Genomic DNA, 17,273 nt, shown 5'->3' with positions numbered 1-17,273 from the left:
TCTCGGGTCATCCCACCGACAGGAATCGGAAGTCCTCGAATCGCGCTTCGATCGGCGGTTCGGCGCCGCCTCCGGCGTAGAGGCCGACCGACGGGTCCGCGTCGGCGGGGAGGGTCCAGGTCGCGCCCCACCGCCACGACTCGCCGTCGAGCGACGACGCGGAGCGATACAGCTGCTCCCCCGTGGCGCTCGTCGTGCGCAGCACCCGCAACCACACGGTCGCCGCCGGCGGCCCGCCGAGGTGGCCGCCCCGGTCGACGCGATCCTCCCCGCTCTGCTCCTTGAGGAACTCGATGGTGCGGAGCGTTCCGATCGCGACCGACCCGAGGCGCAGGTAGTCGTCGTCGCCGACGTGCACGATGAGCCCGGCCTGCTGGAAGTTGCGGATGCTGTCGGTGCCGAGATCGAGCGTCAACTGCGTCTGCGCGATCCAGTCTCCGGCGGGCACGTCGCGCAACAGCAGGGGTCCGGCACCCTCCGGCGCGGCGAGGTCGTCGTTGCCGAGCGGCCAGTGCAGCGCTCCGTCGCGCACGACGATGTCGTCACGCCAGCGTTCCTGCCGCCAGTCTTCGTCGAGCGCGCCGTCGAACTCCTCGACGAAGGTCGATTCGCCCGCGACCGGGTCGGGGACGCGCTCCGTGACGAGCTCGGCGGCGTCGTTCACACTGAGATTGTCGATCTCGGCGGCACCGTCGGCCGCCTCGATGCTGAGGAGCCCGCGCACGTCACGGCCGGCGGCCCGCACGGAGGCGACGGGATCGCCGAGTCGCGATTCGCTCAGCTGCGCGAGGGTGCCGCCGCGGCGCCACTCGATGCTCAGCGCGACCCACGAGGTGAGGTCGACGCGCTCGGGGATGGGGGCACGCACGACCTCCCGCGATCCGATCCCCCAGCTCGAGAGCACGAGTTCGCGGGCCTCGCCGTCGACGCAGACGTGCACGCCCCCGAGGCCGGTCGCGCGCACGCACGCGGTGGTGTCGCCCTCCGGCAGGCGCAGGTCGAGCTCGAGTCGCTGCTCCCCGCGCACCGGGGTCGTCGAGACGACGAGCGCCCGGCTCGATCGACCGGGGTCGAGGCGGGCGATGTCGCCGCCGTCCGCGGTGCGGTCGGTCGCCGCCCGCCAGCGACCCACCACGGCGCGGAAGGCCTTGCCGTGCGCGGGATCCGTGCTGTGGATCCCGAGGTCGCTGCCGGTGACGGGCCCGGGCTGGGGTCCGTCGCTCGGTCCGGCTCCCGCGTTGACGACGGGCCAGCCGTCGATCCAGTCCAGCCGGTCGATGAGCGTCGGGCGGCGGTTGATGCCGCCGGGCTCGTTGAGCCACGGCTCGTTCCGGTCGATCGCGTGGTAGATCATCCAGTCCTGCCCCGCGAGGTCGGTGACGACGGCGTGGTGGCCCGGTCCGACCCAGCGGTTGCCGTTCTGCACGAGCACCTGGGTGCCGCCGGCGCGGGATGTGTCGAGCGGCACGCCGGCCGCGTCGACGAAGGGGCCGGTCGGGCTCTCGGAACGGCCGACGAAGACGCTGTACCCGGTCGTCGGGCCCGCGCAGCACCCGGCCGACGAGAGCATGAGGTAGTACCAGCCGTCACGCTCGACGACGTAGCTGCCCTCGTACCGTTCCGCCGCGGCGACGTGCGTCTCCTCCCCCACCGCGGTGAGTCCGTCGGGGGCGAGCTCGACGACGGAGATGCCGCCGGAGAATCCGCCGAAGTAGAGCAGCAGCCGACCATCGTCGGTGGCGAGCAGCGCCGGGTCGATCGTGCCGAGCCAGCGCGGATCCTCCGGGGTCGAACCGGGTGCGGGTCGCGAGTCCACGACCGGGGCGTCCGTCGCGGTCCACGGCCCGGCGGGGGTCGGAGCGGTCGCGACGCCGATCGCGGGGTCGCCTCCCGGCTTGTCCGCCGTGTCGGTGACCGTGAAGTACATGACGTAGCGATCGCCGATGCGCCGCACGTCCGGGGCCCAGAACAGCGCGCCCTCCGCCGCCCAGGCGGGCGTCTGCGTCTCGTCAAAGACCGTGCCGAGGTACTCCCACTCGACGAGGTCGAGCGAGCGCGCGATGTGCATGATGCCGAACGGGCCGCCTTCGACGAGCGGGTCGCTCGTGGCGTAGAGGTAGAACCAGCCGTCGTGGCCGCGGATGACGGCCGGATCCGCGTAGCTGTCGGAGAACGAGTCCGTGACCGGATTGGTGAACGTCGGGGCGGCTGTCGCGGCGGCCGCAGTGGGCGCCGCAGCGGCGGGCGCACTCGGGGCGGTGACCAGCCCCGCGGCGAGGGCGAGGGCGCCGATCAGCGCTCCGGACAGGCGGGGAAACCGTCGTGACATCGTCGTCGCTCCTTCGTCTCGTCTGACGTCGGGGGCGGACGTCAGCGTCGATGGGATGAGGCGACCCTAGACGCACCGTCCTACCGTGTAAAGAGCGGGATTCACCCGTCCACGCGCGCCCGGCGTACGCGCTGGCAGTAGGCGCAGAAGTGGGACCCGCGGTTCATGAAGCTCTCGCGCACGATCGGGCGTCCGCAGCGTGGACACGGGCGTCCGTGCTGTCCGTACGCGTTGAGCGAGTGGGAGAAGTAGCCGGAGGCGCCGTTGACGTTGACGTACTGGGCGTCGAAGCTCGTCCCGCCCTCGGCGAGAGCGCGGCCGAGCACGAGTCGCACCTCGGCCAGGAGCGTCGCCGCGCGCGGACGGCTCAAGGTCGCCGTCGGCTGGTCGTAGTGGATGCGAGCCGCCCAGAGGGCCTCGTCGGCGTAGATGTTGCCGATGCCGCTCACGAGCGTCTGGTCGAGCAGCGCTCGCTTGACGCCGGTGCGTCGTGCGCGCAACGCGCGGAGGAACCGACCGTCATCGAAGTGCGGGTCGAGCGGATCACGCGCGATGTGCGCGGCCTGGGTCGGGATCAGCTCCCCCGGCACGTCCGTCGGCACGAGCGCGTCGAGGGCCATCGAGCCGAAGATGCGCTGGTCGACGAAGTTGAGCCGCAGGGCGCCGTGACGCGGATGCTCGAGGTCGAGGCGGATGCGGGTCAGCCGGTCCTCGGCCGTGCGGTCGCGCAGGAGGACCTGCCCGCTCATGCCGAGGTGCACCATGAGCGCCTCGGCCGGTGCACCGTCGGCGGCGTCGATCGGGATCCAGAGGAATTTGCCCCGCCGTTCCGGCGCTCGGAACCGGGCGCCGGTCATCCGCTGCACGAAGTCCTCGGCCGGCCCGACGTGACGGCGCAGCGAGCGCTCGTCGAACACCTCGACGGCGGTCACGGTGGCGCCGTCGACGGCGGGAGCCAGGCCGGCGCGGACGACCTCGACCTCGGGCAGTTCGGGCACGGTGCTCCTCGGGCGCGTCAGCGGCCGCGCGACTGCAGGATCGTCCAGGCCTCGAGCGCGGCGGCCATCTCGGCCTGCTTCTTGCTCGTGCCCTCCCCCGCGGCGATGTCCTCGCCGCCGATGAGCACCGTCGCGTGGAACCGCTTGGAGTGGTCGGGGCCGCTGTCGGTCACGCGGTAGCTCGGCAGCCCCCGGCCACGGCGGGCGGCGAGTTCCTGCAGGCTCGTCTTCGGGTCCATGGCGGCGCCGAAGCGCGACGAGTCCTCGAGCAGTGGGGCGATGAGCCGCAGCACGAGGTCGGTGGCGATATCCGCCCCGGCGTCGAGATACACGGCGCCGATGATCGCCTCGACGGTGTCGGCGAGGATCGACGACTTGTCACGGCCTCCGGTGAGCTCCTCACCGCGACCGAGGCGCAAGTGGCGCCCGAGTCCGATGGTGCGGGCCACCTCCGCGAGCGCGACCGAGCTCACGAGCGCCGCTCGGCGCTTGGCGAGCTCCCCCTCGTCGAGGTCGGGGTAGCTGCGGAACAGCATGACGGTGACCGCCTGCCCCAGGATCGAGTCGCCGAGGAACTCGAGGCGCTCGTTGTGCGCGATGCCCCCGTTCTCGTACGCGTACGAGCGGTGCGTCAGCGCAAGAGTGAGCAGCTCGGGGTCGATGTCGACCCCGAGCTGCGCGGGCAGGCCGTCGGGCTCTGCCACGAATGGATCAGACGTCCGCGACCTTGCGGCCCTTGTACTCCAGGTACAGGGGCGTGCCGGCCGAGTCCTCGACGACCTTCGCGCGGTGCGGAAGGCTGTAGGTGACCTTGCCGTTCTCGACGGTCTTGACGAGCGTCGGGAGCGACGCCTTCCACTGCGAGCGACGGGCGTGGGTGTTCGCGCGCGACTGCTTCCGCTTGGGAACGGCCATGGCTATCTCTTCTCTCTCGAGGAACCCGCGGTTCCTTCATCGTCTGGTGCGGTGCGCAAGCTCTCGAGCGCGGCCCAGCGCGGGTCGATGACCTCGCGGGGTTTCCACTCCGGATGATCCGCCAGGCGCTCGCCCGTTTCGGGGTCGAGGCCCGGGCAGTCCGGGCGACAGACCGGCTGGAACGGCAGCGACAGCACCACCGCATCCCGGACTACGGGTTCAAGATCCACGTGGTCGTCTTGAACCGTGTAGTCGAAAGCTTCGTCGACAGAATACGCGAAAAGCTCCTGGAACTCGACTTCGACAGGCAGAGTGAGGTCGTCGAGGCAGCGCACGCACTGTCCGGAGGCCGTCGTCTCGACGTCTCCGGAGGCGAGAACACCCTCGTGCAGGCTCTCCAGACGCAGGTCGATGTGCAGCTGCGCGCCGGCGTCGACGTAGACGACGGATTCGCCGAGCCGTTCGGGAACGGCGAAGTCGAGCGTCGAGTCGCGGTGGTCGCCGGGGCGACGCGTGAGGTCGCGCACGTTGACGGAATACGGGGACTTGGGGGCAGGCACGAGGGGAGAGTCTACGCCGCGGTCGCCCGCGTGTCGCGGATGTGCGCTGTGAGCGCAACACGCCGAGTCCGGGATCAGGACAGCGCCGAGAAGGCCTCGTCGTAGATCTCGAGCGCGCGCTCCACCTCGGCGTCGGACACGGTGCACGGCGGCACGACGTGCAGCCGGTTGTCGGCGGTGAACGGCAGCAGTCCCCGCTCGAGCAGGCCCGCCTTGAGCGCCCCCACCACGGAGGGTGACACGGGCTCTCGCGACTCGCGGTCGGTGACGAGGTCGAGCGCCCAGAACACGCCGAGCCCGCGTACGTCACCGATGATCGGGTGGCGCTCGGCGAGCCGGGCGAGACCCGGAGCGAGCAGGTCGCGACCGATCCGCGCGGCGTTCTCGATGATCCCCTCGTCGCGCATCGCGTCGATCGTCGCGACGATCGACGCCATCGCGAGGGGATGACCGGAATAGGTGAGTCCGCCCGGGAAGACGCGCTCGTCGAACTCGTGGGCGATCGACTCGGAGATGACCACGCCGCCGGCGGGCACGTACCCGGAGTTCACGCCCTTGGCGAAGGTGAACAGGTCGGGCACGATCCCCTCCGGATTGAGGTCGCGGTTCTTCCAGGCGAACCAGTCGCCGGTGCGGCCGAATCCGGCCATGACCTCGTCGAGCACGAGCAGGATGCCGTAGCGGTCGGCGATGGCACGCACCCCGGCGAGGTAGCCCGGCGGCGGCACGAGCACGCCGGCGGTGCCGGGCACCGTCTCGAGCAGGATGGCCGCGATGGAGGCGGGCCCTTCGGCCTGCACGACGCGTTCGAGGTGGTGCAGGGCGCGCTCGGACTCCTGCTCCGGCGAGTCTGACCAGAACTCACTGCGGTATGCGAACGGGCCGAAGAAGTGCACGTGGCCGCGCGCGTATTCGTTCGGCACGCGACGCCAGTCGCCGGTCGAGACGATCGCGGCCCCCGTGTTGCCGTGGTAGCTGCGGTAGGTGGAGAGCACCTTGTCGCGTCCGGTGGTCAGGCGGGCGAGGCGGATGGCGTTCTCGTTGGCGTCCGCTCCCCCGTTGGTGAAGAACACCTTCCCGAAGTCGCTGCCGGCGAGGGCGAGGATGCGGGCGGCCGCCTCACCCCGGGTCAGGTTCGCGTGCGCCGGGGCGACGGTGGGGAGCACGGCGGCCTGGCGCTGGATCGCCTCGACGACGGCGGGATGCCCATGGCCGATGTTCGTGTTCACGAGCTGGCTCGAGAAGTCGAGATACCGAGTGCCGTCGAAGTCCCACACCTCGGTGCCCTGGGCGCCGGCGATGACGAAGGGGGTGAGCGAGCCCTGGGCCGACCAGGAGTGGAAGACGTGCGCGCGGTCGAGTTCGAGGGCCCGCACTCCGTCGGCGGGATCGAGGTCGGTCATGGTGCTCCGATTCTGGTGCTGCGGTGGATGGGGCGGGGTCGAACGACCCCGCCCCCGGGGCGGACTACTCGCCGCCCTCCTTGAGCGTCACGGTGAGCGGCTCGAAGCCGTCTCCCGTCACATCCTCCCCCTCCTCCTCGAGTTCGGCGAGCGCCTGCTCGACGTACTCGTTGGTGTGGGCGTTCGCCGGCGGCTCCTGCGTGATGATCGTCGCCCCGGTCTCGTTCTTCGTCTCGAGCGCGATCGACACGGTCTGCTCCCACGCGGCCTCGTCGATCATGCCGATCCCGCCGCTCGTGGAGGGCCAGATGAGTTTGTTGACCTCGTTGGTCATCCACAGCTGGTGCCCCGCGGGCAGGGTCGAGCCGGCGTCGGCGACGATCTGCGCCGCGTCCTCCGGGTTGTCGCGGGCGAACAGCCAGCCCTTGATCGACGCCTTGATGAACTTGACGGTCGTCGCGGCGTACGCCTCGTCGTCGGCGAGCCGTGCCGCGTCGGCCCAGATCGCGTCCTGCAGCATCGCCGTGCCCTGCTCGTTCCAGTCGATGACGTTCAGGTCCTCGGGCTGGTACAGCTCCCCCGTGGCGGGGTTGACCGTCTCGAGCACCTGCGCGTACTCGTTGTAGGTCATGGCCTGCGCCGCGTCGATGTCACCGGCGAGGAAGCCGTTCATATCGAACGCCTGCTGCACCAGCTCGATGCCGCCGGCCGTGTCGACGCCGGCCTGCTGCATGCCGGCGAAGAGCTCCCACTCGTTGCCGAAGCCCCAGCTACCCACCTTCTTGCCCGCGAGATCCGCCGGCGAGGTGATGTTCTTGTCCTTGAAGGAGATCTGCGTCGTGGCGCTGCGTTCGAAGATCTGCGCGACGTCGGTGACCTCGGCCCCGCCCTCGATCGATCCGAGCACCTTCGGCACCCAGGAGATCGCGTAATCCACGTCGCCTGCGGCGAGCGAATCGATCGGCACGGTGTCGGTGCCGGCCTCGAGGATCGTCACGTCGAGGCCCTCGTCTTCATAGAAGCCCTGTTCGGCGGCGGCGTAGTAGCCGGCGAACTGCGCCTGCGCGACCCACTGCAGTTGAAGCGAGACCGGGGTGAGGTCGGAGTCCCCGCCGGAGTCGTCCCCGCCTCCTCCCGCGCCGACGTTGCCGCTGCAGGCCGAGAGTACGAGGGCGCCGGTGAGGGCGAGCGCGCCGGTGGCGATCCGGGTGCGTGTGCTGTGGTGCATGGTGCTGTCCTCCTTCGTGGTGCTCTGGGTGGTGCCGTCGCCCGGATGGGGCGCACGAGTCACCCCGAGGTGCGGTGCCGCGTCGCGACCGTCTCGAGGGCGAGGGTCACGCAGTAGAACACGAGACCGGTGAGGATCGCGCCGAGCACGAAGGCCCAGGCGAGGGGGTAGTTGCTCGACGCGACCGCGGAGGTGATCGACTTGCCGAGTCCGCCGACCGGGCCGCCGAAGTACTCGGCGATGAGGGCGGAGATGACGGCGAGCGACGACGCGATGCGCACGCCGGTGAAGAAGAACGGCAGCGCGCCCGGGAGGGTGACGGTGCGGGTCGCCTGCCATCCGCTCGCCGCGTAGGCGCGCATGAGGTCGCGGTGGATGGGTCGCACCGTGCGCAGCCCCCGCAGCGAGTTGACGTACACGGGGATGAACACCGCGAGGGCGGCGACGAGCTGCCGCGCCGTCTCGACGCTCGCCCCGAACATCGTGTACAGCACGGGCGCGAGCGCGACGATCGGCACGACCGAGGCGGCGACCACGAGTGGGGCGCTCACCTGGTCGACCACCCGCAGCGTGGCGGAGAGCATCGCGAACACGACGGCGACCGCGACACCGAGCACGAGCCCGACGAGGGCGTTGCCCGCCGTCACGCCGGCCGCATCCGTCACCACCCCCGCATTGCGGGCGAACTGCTCCCCGATCGCGAACGGACTCGGCAGCACGAACGGGCGGATGCCGAGCGCGACGACGGCGAGCTGCCACGCGGCGAGCGCGGCGACGCCGAACAGCACGGGCGCCACGATCGTGCGCACGCGCGTCATCAGCGGGTCTCCACGCCCCGGACGCCCGCGACGGGCGCCCCGTGCAGGGCCTCCCGCACGGCGCTCACCCGGTCGAAGAACGCCGCGTCCTCCCGCAGCGCGTCGGTGCGGCGCTCGGCACCGCCCAGGCGCACCTCCACGATCTCGCGGATGCGGCCGGGCCGCGGCGACATGACGACGACGCGGTCGGAGAGGAAGACCGCCTCGGGAATCGAGTGCGTGACGAACACGACGGCGGCGCCCGTCTCGCCGGCGAGCCGCACGAGCTCCGCCTGCATCCGCTCGCGCGTCATCTCGTCGAGTGCCCCGAACGGCTCGTCCATGAGCAGCAGCCGCGGGCTCTCGGCGAGCGAGCGGGCGATCGCGACGCGTTGCTGCATCCCGCCGGAGAGCTGATCGGGGTGACGGTCGGCGAAGTCGCCGAGACCCACCAGGTCGATGAGTTCGTCGGCGCGCGCCCGGCGGGCGGCGCGGCCCATGCCGTGCAATTCGAGCGGCAGTTCGATGTTCGCGCGCACGGTGCGCCAGGGCAGCAGCCCCGCCTGCTGGAAGGCGATGCCGTAGTCCTGGTCGAGGCGGGCCTGGCGTGCGGTCTTGCCGAACACGGCGAGTTCGCCGGAGCTCGGCTCGTCGAGGTCCGCGATGAGCCGCAGGAGCGTCGACTTGCCGCACCCGCTGGGTCCGATGAGCGACACGAACTCGCCCGCCGCGATCTCGAGGTCGATGTTGGCGAGCGCCGTGACCGCTCCCCCGCGCGTCGCGAATGTCTTCGTCACGGATCGCACCGATACGGCGTTCACGCATCCACCTCTGCTCGTCGGTAGGGCTTGAGGGCGAGACCCAGCAGCGCCACAGCACCCGCGGCGACGAGGCCGACGAGTACGGCACCGAGGATGGGCGCCCACTGTTTCGCGGGGTCCGAGCTCGCGGAGGCGGCGAACTCGACGATCATCCGGCCGACTCCGCCGCGCAGACCGATCGACACCTCGGCGACGACGGTGCCGACGACGGCGTTCGCCGCGGCGAGCCGCAGGGCCGGCAGCAGATACGGCACACTCGCCGGTACCCGCAGCCGCAGGAACGTGCGCCACCAGCCGACGCCGTACGAGCGCATGAGGTCGAGGTGGGCGGCGTCCGGTGACGAGAAGCCGCGCAACGCGCCGATCGACACCGGGAAGAAGGCCAGGTACGACGCGATGACGGCGACCGACATCCAGTCCTGCCATTCGATCGCGCCGAGTTCGAGCTGCCCTCCCCACCGGCGCACGAGCGGGGCGAGGGCGATGAGCGGCACGGTCTGGCTGAGCACGACCCACGGCAGCAGAGCCGACTCGGCGGTGCGGAACCGCTGCATGAGGGTGGCGATGGCGAGACCGACGACGACTCCGACGAGCCAGCCGACCCCGGCGACACCGAGGGTGAACAGGGCCGCGAACAGCACCGCCTCCCAGAGGTTGAGGGCGAACCGTGCCCCGTTGATCGGCTCGGTCAGTCGCGTCGCGATGTCCCACAGGTGCGGCATGGCGATGTCGCTCGTGCGCGGCAGCACCGTGAGTCCGCCGATGACGACACCCTCCGCGGGGGCGAGGGCCTTGTACGTCTCCCAGAGCACCCCGAGCAGCACGACGCCGGCCGCGCCGTAGAGCAGGGTCCTCAGCCGGGTCACGACTTCGCCGTCACCGTGTCGCGCAAGGCGGGGATCACGGTCTCGCCGTAGACGCGCAGCGTCTCCTCCTTATTGTCGTGCTGGAGGTAGCCGGCGAACTGGTCGACCCCGAGCGCGCGCAGCGCCTCGAGCTTCTCGATGTGCTCCTCGGCGGTGCCGAGCACGCAGAACCGGTCGACGATCTCGTCGGGCACGAACGCGGTGTGCGTGTTCCCGGCCCGACCGTGCTCGTTGTAGTCGTACGACTCACGCCCGGCGATGTAGTCGGTGAGCGCTTTCGGCACCGCTCCGGAGGTCCCGTATTTGCCCACGATGTCGGCGACGTGATTGCCGACCATGCCGCCGAACCAGCGGCACTGGTCGCGCATGTGCTGCCGGTCCTCGCCGATGTACATCGGGGCGGCGACGCAGAACTTGATCGACATCGGGTCGCGTCCGGCGTTCTCGGCCGCGTCGCGCACGGTGCGGATCATCCACTCGGCGATGTCGAGGTCGGCCAGCTGCAGGATGAATCCGTCGCCCACCTCGCCGGTGAGCTTGAGCGCGAGCGGACCGTACGCGGCGACCCACACGTCGAGTTCGCTGCCGACGCTCCACGGGAAGCGCAGGGTCGCCCCGTTGTACTCCACCGCTCGACTGTTGGCGAGTTCGCGGATGACGTGGATCGACTCGCGCAGCTCCGCGAGACTCGTCGGCTTGCCGTTGGTCACCCGTACCGCGGAGTCGCCGCGCCCGATGCCGCAGATCGTGCGGTTGCCGTACATCTCGTTGAGCGTCGCGAAGACGGAGGCGGTGACGGTCCAGTCCCGGGTGGCCGGGTTGGTCACGAACGGCCCGACCTTGATGCGCCGGGTCTCCGCGAGGATCGCCGAGTAGATGACGTACGGCTCCTGCCACAGCAGGTGCGAGTCGAACGTCCACACGTGACTGAATCCGTGCTGCTCGGCGAGCTTCGCGAGTGCGATCGTGCGCGACGCCGGTGGGTTGGTCTGAAGGACGGCTCCGAACTCCATGCGCGTCAGACCAGGTACTGCGACAGGCCGCGCTTGAGGAAGCGACCGTCGCCCTTGCTGCCGAGGTACGCGCCGTCGTCGACGACGACCTTGCCGCGGCTGATGACCGTGTCGACGTGCCCGTCGATCTCGAAGCCCTCCCACGCGGAGTGGTCCATGTTCATGTGGTGAGTCTTGTCGATCCCGATCGAGGTGTGGCCGGCGGGGTCGTAGACGACGATGTCGGCGTCGGCGCCGGGGGCGATGACGCCTTTGCGTCCGTGCAGTCCGAACATCCGCGCCGGTGTCGTCGAGGTGAGCTCGACCCAGCGTTCGAGGGTGATCTGGCCGGTGACGACGCCCTGGTACATGAGGTCCATGCGGTGCTCGACCGAGCCGATGCCGTTCGGGATCTTGCGGAAGTCCCCCACTCCGAGGTCCTTCTGCCCCTTCATGCAGAACGGGCAGTGGTCGGTGGAGACCATCTGCAGGTCGTTGGTGCGCAGCGCCTGCCACATCGAGTGCTGGTGTCCCTCCTCGCGGGAGCGCAGCGGCGTGGAGCACACCCACTTCGCGCCTTCGAACCCGGGTGCGCCGAGCTGCTCCTCGAGGGAGAGGTAGAGGTACTGCGGACACGTCTCGCCGAACACGTTCTGTCCCGCGTCGCGCGCGGCGGCGAGCTGGGCGACCGCCTGCTTCGCGCTCACGTGCACGACGTACAGCGGTGCTCCGGTGAGGTGGGCGAGCATGATCGCGCGGTGGGTCGCCTCCTCCTCCATCTGCCAGGCGCGGGCGATGCCGTGGTAGTACGGGTCGGTCTTGCCCTGGGCGACGAGCTGCTCGGCGAGCACGTCGATCGCCGGACCGTTCTCGGCGTGCATCATCGTGAGCAGCCCGGTGTCGGCGGCCTTCTGCATCGCGCGGAGGATCTGCGCGTCATCCGAATAGAACACGCCCGGGTAGGCCATGAAGAGCTTGAAGCTCGAGATGCCCTCGTCGACGAGCGAGTCCATCGCGGTCAGCGAGTCCGCGTCGACACCGCCGATGATCTGGTGGAACCCGTAGTCGATGGCGCAGTTGCCCGCCGCCTTCTCGTGCCACGCGGCGAGACCGTCCTGCACGCGCTCGCCGTAGCGCTGCACCGCGAAGTCGATGATCGTGGTCGTGCCACCCCAGGCGGCGGCGCGGGTGCCGGTCTCGAACGTGTCGCTCGCGTTCGTGCCGCCGAAGGGCAGCTCCATGTGCGTGTGCGCGTCGATCCCGCCGGGGATGACGTACTTGCCGGTCGCATCGACGACCGTGTCGACGCTCGAGCGCAGGTCGCTGCCGAGCAGCACCGATCCGGGTGCCAGCACGGCGGCGATCGTCTCGCCGTCGACGAGCACGTCGGCCTCGGATCGTCCCGTCGCGGTGACGACGGTGCCGCCGGTGATGAGGGTCGTGGTCATGGTTCCGCTCCTCGTGCTGGTCGTCAGGGCTTCGGGATCGAGGTGTACGACTCGGGCCGACGGTCGCGGAAGAACTGCCAGTCGTTGCGGGTCTGCCGGATGAGGTCGAGGTCGAGGTCGCGGATCACGACTTCCTCGTGGTCGCTCGAGCCCATCTCGCCGACCCAGTTGCCGCGCGGGTCGAGGAACTGGCTCGACCCGTAGAAGGTGACGGCGAGTTCGCCGTACTCGTTGTCCTCGCGGCCGACCCGGTTCGGGGCGGCGACGAAGTAGCCGTTGGCGCCGGCCGCCGCGGCCTGCTCGATCTCCCACAGCCGGTTCGACAGGCCCGGCTTCGTCGCGTTCGGGTTGAAGACGATCTGCGCGCCGTTGAGCCCGAGCTCGCGCCACCCCTCCGGGAAGTGCCGGTCGTAGCAGATGTACACGCCGACCTTGCCGACCGCGGTGTCGAAGACGGGGTACCCGAGGTTGCCCGGGCGGAAGTAGAACTTCTCCCAGAACTTCTCGAGATTCGGGATGTGGTGCTTGCGGTACTTGCCGAGGATGCTGCCGTCCGCATCCACCACGACGGCCGTGTTGTAGTACACCCCCGGCATGTCCTCCTCGTAGATGGGGAGGATCATGACCATGCCGAGCTCCTTTGCGAGCGCGGCGAAGCGCTGCACGATCGGGCCGTCGGCGGGCTCCGCGTAGTCGTAATACTTCGGATCCTCGGTGATGCCGAAGTAGGGGCCGTAGAACAGCTCCTGGAAGCAGATGATCTTCGCCCCCTGCGCCGCCGCGTCGCGCGCGAAGCCCTCGTGTTTGGCGATCATGGACTCCTTGTCGCCCGTCCAGGTGGTCTGGGTGATGGCGGCGCGGACAACGGTCATATGACGAACCTCCAGGTGAGAACCCCATTGTTCGAGGTGGTTGTTTCGCAAGTATTTCCCTTTGTGACCGGGAGGTAAATAGCCGTCGCGGGTCGTAGACTCGTTGCCAGGACCCCCGCGCCGGTCATGGTGCGGAGAGCTGACTCCGAGCTGTGGAGCAGAAGGATCCGGATGTCGCGGCCGTCGTCGCCCGCGCCGTCCCGAGCGCCTCGAAGCGCCCCTTCCGCCCGTCGTCGTCTCCCCGGAGTATCCGTGCGTCCCTCCTCCTCCCGCCCCCACCTGCGCCTCGTCTCCGCCGTCGGCGCGACGGTCGCTGCGACGGCGCTCCTCGCCGGTTGCGCGAGCGGCAGCACCGCGCAGGTGCCGCCCTCGAACTCCGCCGACGCGGTGACCGTCGACAACTGCGGCACCGAGGTGACCTTCGAGTCCGCACCCGAACGCGTCGTGACGATCAAATCGACCTCGACCGAGATGCTGCTCGCCCTCGGGCTCGCCGACCGCATCGTCGGCTCCGCCTTCTCCGACGGGCCGGTGCCCGAGGAGTGGGCGGATGCGGCGGCCGACGTGCCGGTGCTCTCGGAGCAGGTGCCCTCGAACGAGGCCGTGCTCGAGCTGAACCCCGACCTCGTCTACGCGGGCTGGGAGTCGAACCTCTCCGCCGAGGGCGCCGGGGACCGGGACGAACTCGAGTCGCTCGGGGTTCACACCTACGTCGCCCCCGCCGCCTGCAAGGAACCGGGATACCAGCCGGAGCGGCTGAGCTTCGACGACGTGTTCGGCGAGATCCGCGAGATCGGGTCGGTCTTCCGCGTCGAGGACGCCGCCGAGGCCCTCGTCGCGGAACAGCAGGAGCTGCTCGACGCGATCGAGCCCTCGACGGCCGGTCTCACCGCCCTGTGGTACTCCTCGGGCACCGACGCACCCTACGTCGGGGCCGGGATCGGTGCGCCGCAGCTCGTGCTCGACACCGTGGGGCTCGAGAACGTCGCCGCATCGGTCGACGACACCTGGACGACGCTCGGCTGGGAGTCGGTCGTCGAGGCGGATCCCGACGTGATCGTGCTCGTCGACGCCGACTGGAACACCGCCGAGAGCAAGATCTCGAACCTCGAATCGAACCCCGCGACCGCGCAGCTCGACGCCGTCCGCGAGAAGCGGTATCTGACCATCGACTTCGCCGCGAGCGAGGCGGGCGTGCGTACCGTGACGGCGGCCGCGGACCTCGCCGACCAGCTCGCGGCGCTCGACGTCCGCGGGTGAGGCGCCCGCTCCCGCTCCTGGCCGGCGCGCTCCTCACGGTCGCCCTGGTCGCCTCGGTGCTGCTCGCGATCACGATCGGACCGGCCGACATCCGTCCCGACGAGGTGTGGTCGAGCGTCGGCCGGCACCTCGGTCTCGGCGGCGAGCTGCCCTCGTTGCGCGACGCGATCGTGTGGGAGCTGCGGCTCCCGCGCGTGCTGACCGCCGCCGCGGTCGGCGCCGGGCTCGCGATCGCCGGAGCGGTGATGCAGGCGCTCACCCGCAATCAGCTGGCCGACCCGTACCTGCTCGGGCTGTCCTCCGGTGCGTCGCTCGGTGCCGTCGCCGTGCTGCTGCTGGGCATCACGGTGCTCCTCCCGGTGGCCGCGTTCGCGGGGGCGGCACTGGCCCTCGTGGCGACGCTCGCCCTCGCGAACACGTCGGGGCGGCTCTCGCCCTCTCGCACGGTGCTCGCCGGGGTGGCCGTCTCGGCGCTGGCCGGGGCGGTCACGAGCTTCGTGATCTTCTGGACGGCGACCGGCGACTCGTACCGCGAGATCCTCGGCTGGCTGCTCGGGTCGTTGAGCGGGGCGCGCTGGCCCGCCGCCGCCATCGCCGGGGTCGCCGTGCTCGCGGTCGGGGTGCCGCTCATCCTCGCCGGCCGTCGCCTCGACGCGTTCGCGTTCGGCGACGTCTCGGCCGCGTCCCTCGGCGTCGACGTGCACCGTACGCGCTGGGTGCTCCTCGGTGCGACGGCCCTGCTCACCGGTGCCCTCGTGTCGGTGAGCGGGTCGATCGGGTTCGTCGGGCTCGTGCTGCCGCACGCGGTGCGCCTCGCCGTCGGACCGGGGCACCGCGCACTGCTGCCGCTGTCGGCCCTCGTCGGCGCCGTGTTCCTCATCTGGGCCGACACCCTCGCGCGCACCGTCTTCGATCCGCGGGAGCTCCCCGTCGGCATCGTGACGGCGCTCATCGGCGGGCCCGTGTTCGCCCTCCTGCTCGCCCGGCGCCGGGTCGCCGCATGAGCGCGCTCGAGGCAGCCCGCATCATCGTGCGTGCCGACGGCCACCTGCTCGTGGACGGCGTCGACGTCGTCGCGCCCGCCGGGGCGGTCACGGGACTCATCGGCCCGAACGGGGCGGGCAAGTCGACCCTGCTGCGGGCACTCGCGGCGATCGAGCGACCGGATGCCGGTGCCGTGCGATTCGGCGACGACGATCTGCTGGCGCTGCGACGCCGGGACCGCGCGCGGCTCGCCGCGCTCGTGGAGCAGGACGCGTCGACGGATCTGCCGCTCACGGTGCGCGACACCGTCGCCCTCGGTCGGCTCCCCCACCAGTCGGTGTTCGGAGCCGACGACGCGGAGTCGGCGCGTGTCGTCGCCGAGAGCCTCGACGCGGTGGGCATGGCGTCGTTCGCCGAGCGCGACGTGACCTCGCTCTCCGGCGGGGAGCGGCAGCGGGTGCTGCTCGCGAAGGCGCTCGCCCAGCGCACCCCCCTGCTGCTGCTCGACGAACCGACGAACCACCTCGACATCGCAGGTCAGCTGGGCACCCTCGCCCTGCTCGACCGGCTGGCCGCCTCCGGCGTCGCCGTGCTCGCGGCCCTGCACGACCTCACGCTCGCGGCGGCGCACTGCGCCCAGCTCGTGGTACTCGCCGGCGGCCGCGTCGTCGCCGCGGGACCGACGCGTGAGGTGCTGACCCCGGATCTCGTGGAGCGCGTCTACGGCGTGCGCGCCGCCGTGCTCGAGAACCCGCTCACCGGGGCCCCCGTCGTGGCGTTCGCGCCCCACTCGACCGACCAGGAGGACGCATGAGGATCACCGTGATCGCGGGCGGAGTGGGCGGCGCCCGGTTCGTGCGGGGAGTGCGCGAATGGGCCCGTCGCGAGAGCCCGGACTCGACGATCGACGTCGTAGTGAACACGGGCGACGACGCGTGGGTCGCCGGACTGCGCATTACCCCGGACCTCGACTCGATCATGTACACGCTCGCGGGAGTGAACGACGAGCAGCGCGGGTGGGGTCGCGTCGGCGAGACGGAACGGGTGAGCGCGGAACTCCGCGAATGGGGTGTCGGCTGGCCGTGGTTCACGCTCGGCGATCTCGACCTCGGGGCGCACATCGCCCGCACGTCGTGGCTGCGTGAAGGCCTGCCGCTGTCGACGGCCGTCGAGCGCCTCACGGCGCGGTGGCCGCTCGGGGTGCGGCTGCTGCCCGCGACCGACGCCGAGGCGGAGACGCACGTGCACGTGCGCGACCCCGAGGGCGGCGATCGGGTGATGCACTTCCAGGAGTGGTGGACGCGGCACCGGGCGGCTCTTCCCGCCGTGCGCTTCGAGCAGCGCGGCGTCGAGCAGGCGGTGCCCGCCCCGGGGGTGCTCGAGGCGATCGGGGACGCCGACGTCGTGCTCGTCGCCCCGTCGAATCCCGTCGTGTCGATCGGCACGGTGCTCGCGGTGCCCGGCATCCGGGATGCCGTGCGCGGCACCGCCGCCCCCGTGGTCGGGGTGTCGCCGATCATCGGCGGCGCTGCGGTGCGCGGGATGGCGGACGCGTGCCTCACCGCGATCGGCGTGAGGACCGCGGCCGACGCGGTGGCCGGGCACTACGGCGCCCGCTCCCGCGGCGGCGTGCTCGACAGCTGGCTGCTCGCCGAGGAGGATGCCGCCCTCGTCGACGACGTGCGCGCTCTCGGTCTGCGGACGGAAGCGGCGCCGTTGTGGATGCGCGACAGCGACACCTCCGCGGCCCTCGCGCGCGACGCGGTGCGGTTGGCGGGCGTGATCGACTGACCGGTGCGG

17 protein-coding genes are annotated in these 17,273 nt (G+C 71.0%); 4 read left to right on the top strand and 13 right to left on the bottom strand.

Annotated elements, in window-relative coordinates; translation table 11 throughout:
* Window positions 1-7 precede the first annotated feature (7 nt).
* The 13 genes from CLV46_RS06360 to CLV46_RS06300 form a co-directional block, all read right to left on the bottom strand.
* On the bottom strand, window positions 8-2,329 hold the full coding sequence (locus CLV46_RS06360) for a family 43 glycosylhydrolase (protein ID WP_100363996.1): 2,322 nt from the start codon (window positions 2,327-2,329) through the stop codon (window positions 8-10).
* A 101-nt stretch (window positions 2,330-2,430) separates the two neighbouring features.
* The gene (gene mutM / locus CLV46_RS06355) at window positions 2,431-3,327 is read right to left on the bottom strand and encodes a bifunctional DNA-formamidopyrimidine glycosylase/DNA-(apurinic or apyrimidinic site) lyase (RefSeq protein WP_100363995.1); all 897 of its coding nucleotides are present in this window, start codon (window positions 3,325-3,327) and stop codon (window positions 2,431-2,433) included.
* A gap of 17 nt (window positions 3,328-3,344) precedes the next feature.
* A complete protein-coding gene (gene rnc / locus CLV46_RS06350; protein WP_100363994.1) occupies window positions 3,345-4,031 on the bottom strand; it encodes a ribonuclease III in 687 nt (228 codons plus the stop codon).
* Window positions 4,032-4,038: 7 nt separating this feature from the next.
* Window positions 4,039-4,242: a 50S ribosomal protein L32 gene (rpmF, locus tag CLV46_RS06345; protein WP_100363993.1), complete on the bottom strand. Its 204-nt coding sequence runs from the start codon at window positions 4,240-4,242 to the stop codon at window positions 4,039-4,041.
* A 2-nt stretch (window positions 4,243-4,244) separates the two neighbouring features.
* The gene (locus CLV46_RS06340; protein ID WP_245866587.1) at window positions 4,245-4,769 is read right to left on the bottom strand and encodes a YceD family protein; all 525 of its coding nucleotides are present in this window, start codon (window positions 4,767-4,769) and stop codon (window positions 4,245-4,247) included.
* A gap of 107 nt (window positions 4,770-4,876) precedes the next feature.
* Complete coding sequence (locus CLV46_RS06335) at window positions 4,877-6,205, bottom strand: aspartate aminotransferase family protein (protein WP_100363991.1); 1,329 nt, start codon at window positions 6,203-6,205, stop codon at window positions 4,877-4,879.
* A gap of 64 nt (window positions 6,206-6,269) precedes the next feature.
* Complete coding sequence (locus CLV46_RS06330) at window positions 6,270-7,433, bottom strand: ABC transporter substrate-binding protein (RefSeq protein WP_100365929.1); 1,164 nt, start codon at window positions 7,431-7,433, stop codon at window positions 6,270-6,272.
* Between the two features lie 59 nt (window positions 7,434-7,492).
* Entirely contained in the window at window positions 7,493-8,251 is a 759-nt protein-coding gene (locus CLV46_RS06325) for an ABC transporter permease (RefSeq protein WP_100363990.1), read from the bottom strand.
* Window positions 8,251-9,051: an ABC transporter ATP-binding protein gene (locus CLV46_RS06320; protein WP_100363989.1), complete on the bottom strand. Its 801-nt coding sequence runs from the start codon at window positions 9,049-9,051 to the stop codon at window positions 8,251-8,253. The genes CLV46_RS06325 and CLV46_RS06320 overlap by 1 nt, the downstream gene beginning before the upstream one ends.
* Window positions 9,048-9,917: an ABC transporter permease gene (locus CLV46_RS06315; protein ID WP_100363988.1), complete on the bottom strand. Its 870-nt coding sequence runs from the start codon at window positions 9,915-9,917 to the stop codon at window positions 9,048-9,050. Before CLV46_RS06315 ends, CLV46_RS06320 begins: the two co-directional genes overlap by 4 nt.
* Window positions 9,914-10,930 carry a TIGR03842 family LLM class F420-dependent oxidoreductase gene (locus CLV46_RS06310; RefSeq protein ID WP_100363987.1) on the bottom strand — a complete coding sequence of 339 codons (1,017 nt, stop codon included), beginning with the start codon at window positions 10,928-10,930 and terminating at the stop codon, window positions 9,914-9,916. The genes CLV46_RS06315 and CLV46_RS06310 overlap by 4 nt, the downstream gene beginning before the upstream one ends.
* Before the next feature lie 5 nt (window positions 10,931-10,935).
* Window positions 10,936-12,357, bottom strand: coding sequence for a dihydropyrimidinase (gene hydA, locus CLV46_RS06305; protein WP_100363986.1), 1,422 nt, complete (start codon window positions 12,355-12,357; stop codon window positions 10,936-10,938).
* A 23-nt stretch (window positions 12,358-12,380) separates the two neighbouring features.
* The gene (locus CLV46_RS06300) at window positions 12,381-13,229 is read right to left on the bottom strand and encodes a nitrilase-related carbon-nitrogen hydrolase (protein WP_100363985.1); all 849 of its coding nucleotides are present in this window, start codon (window positions 13,227-13,229) and stop codon (window positions 12,381-12,383) included.
* 252 nt (window positions 13,230-13,481) lie between these two features.
* Here CLV46_RS06300 and CLV46_RS06295 point away from each other — a divergent pair, with 252 nt between their 5' ends.
* From CLV46_RS06295 to cofD, 4 genes are read left to right on the top strand one after another with little or no spacing between them, the layout of a single operon-like run.
* Window positions 13,482-14,489, top strand: coding sequence for a putative F420-0 ABC transporter substrate-binding protein (locus CLV46_RS06295; protein ID WP_245866584.1), 1,008 nt, complete (start codon window positions 13,482-13,484; stop codon window positions 14,487-14,489).
* A complete protein-coding gene (locus CLV46_RS06290) occupies window positions 14,486-15,493 on the top strand; it encodes a putative F420-0 ABC transporter permease subunit (protein ID WP_100363983.1) in 1,008 nt (335 codons plus the stop codon). Before CLV46_RS06295 ends, CLV46_RS06290 begins: the two co-directional genes overlap by 4 nt.
* Window positions 15,490-16,287: an ABC transporter ATP-binding protein gene (locus CLV46_RS06285; protein ID WP_100363982.1), complete on the top strand. Its 798-nt coding sequence runs from the start codon at window positions 15,490-15,492 to the stop codon at window positions 16,285-16,287. Before CLV46_RS06290 ends, CLV46_RS06285 begins: the two co-directional genes overlap by 4 nt.
* Window positions 16,284-17,264, top strand: coding sequence for a 2-phospho-L-lactate transferase (gene cofD / locus CLV46_RS06280; RefSeq protein WP_100363981.1), 981 nt, complete (start codon window positions 16,284-16,286; stop codon window positions 17,262-17,264). The genes CLV46_RS06285 and cofD overlap by 4 nt, the downstream gene beginning before the upstream one ends.
* Window positions 17,265-17,273 lie beyond the last annotated feature (9 nt).

This window comes from Diaminobutyricimonas aerilata (genome assembly GCF_002797715.1).
Taxonomy (GTDB): domain Bacteria; phylum Actinomycetota; class Actinomycetes; order Actinomycetales; family Microbacteriaceae; genus Diaminobutyricimonas; species Diaminobutyricimonas aerilata.
This window is presented reverse-complemented; position numbering and strand designations above follow the sequence as displayed.

What these genes read in the sequence shown, in the direction of transcription:
- CLV46_RS06360 (WP_100363996.1), bottom strand. Translation starts at nt 2,329, where the DNA reads ATGTCACGACGGTTTCCCCGCCTGTCCGGAGCGCTGATCGGCGCCCTC.
- rpmF (WP_100363993.1), bottom strand. Translation starts at nt 4,242, where the DNA reads ATGGCCGTTCCCAAGCGGAAGCAGTCGCGCGCGAACACCCACGCCCGT.
- CLV46_RS06335 (WP_100363991.1), bottom strand. Translation starts at nt 6,205, where the DNA reads ATGACCGACCTCGATCCCGCCGACGGAGTGCGGGCCCTCGAACTCGAC.
- CLV46_RS06330 (WP_100365929.1), bottom strand. Translation starts at nt 7,433, where the DNA reads ATGCACCACAGCACACGCACCCGGATCGCCACCGGCGCGCTCGCCCTC.
- CLV46_RS06325 (WP_100363990.1), bottom strand. Translation starts at nt 8,251, where the DNA reads ATGACGCGCGTGCGCACGATCGTGGCGCCCGTGCTGTTCGGCGTCGCC.
- CLV46_RS06310 (WP_100363987.1), bottom strand. Translation starts at nt 10,930, where the DNA reads ATGGAGTTCGGAGCCGTCCTTCAGACCAACCCACCGGCGTCGCGCACG.
- hydA (WP_100363986.1), bottom strand. Translation starts at nt 12,357, where the DNA reads ATGACCACGACCCTCATCACCGGCGGCACCGTCGTCACCGCGACGGGA.
- CLV46_RS06300 (WP_100363985.1), bottom strand. Translation starts at nt 13,229, where the DNA reads ATGACCGTTGTCCGCGCCGCCATCACCCAGACCACCTGGACGGGCGAC.
- CLV46_RS06285 (WP_100363982.1), top strand. Translation starts at nt 15,490, where the DNA reads ATGAGCGCGCTCGAGGCAGCCCGCATCATCGTGCGTGCCGACGGCCAC.
- cofD (WP_100363981.1), top strand. Translation starts at nt 16,284, where the DNA reads ATGAGGATCACCGTGATCGCGGGCGGAGTGGGCGGCGCCCGGTTCGTG.